1 pseudogene is annotated in these 527 nt (G+C 78.9%); it reads left to right on the top strand.

Going from position 1 to position 527, the window contains the following annotated elements:
- Positions 1-490: pseudogene (locus ABD308_RS38205) on the top strand (hypothetical protein); the annotation flags it as partial.
- Positions 491-527 lie beyond the last annotated feature (37 nt).

The following is a 527-nucleotide window of genomic DNA, read 5'->3' as shown; positions in this document are numbered from 1 at the left end:
GCCGGACGACCCGACGGCCGGCACCCCGGACCCGCGGCCGACCGGACCGGCGCCGGGCGCCGCCGCGCCCACCCCCGCGCTGACGCCGACCCCGGCGCAGACTCCCCCGGGCGCGGGCGGCAACGGCATCGCGGTGGGCGAGCCGGCGCCGAACGGGACCGGCTCACCGGTGCACCCCGCGGTCACCTACCGGGTGGACGGCGACCGGTTGACGGTCTGGTTCTACGGCGGGGTCTGTCAGCGGTACGCGCTCAAGGCGGACGAGTCCAAGCCCGGCCGGGTGGACATCCGGGTGACCACGGCGGCGCCGGCGCAGGCCGGGCAGGACTGCGTCGCGCTGGCCCAGCGGCAGACGGTCACGGCCGACCTGAAGCAGCCGCTGCGGGGCCGGACGGTGACCGACCTGGCGACCGGGCAGGAGGTGCCGCTGGAGGCGGACCCGAAGGTCGGCCCGGACCCGGTGGTCCCGGACGTCCCGGGCGCCCCGTGACGGGGTGAGCGGTGCCCGGACACGACGAAGGCGGGCC

This window comes from Kitasatospora putterlickiae (genome assembly GCF_039527695.1).
Classification (GTDB): domain Bacteria; phylum Actinomycetota; class Actinomycetes; order Streptomycetales; family Streptomycetaceae; genus Kitasatospora; species Kitasatospora putterlickiae.
Note: the sequence above shows the minus strand (reverse complement) of the source record. Positions and strands in the feature narration are given on the sequence as shown.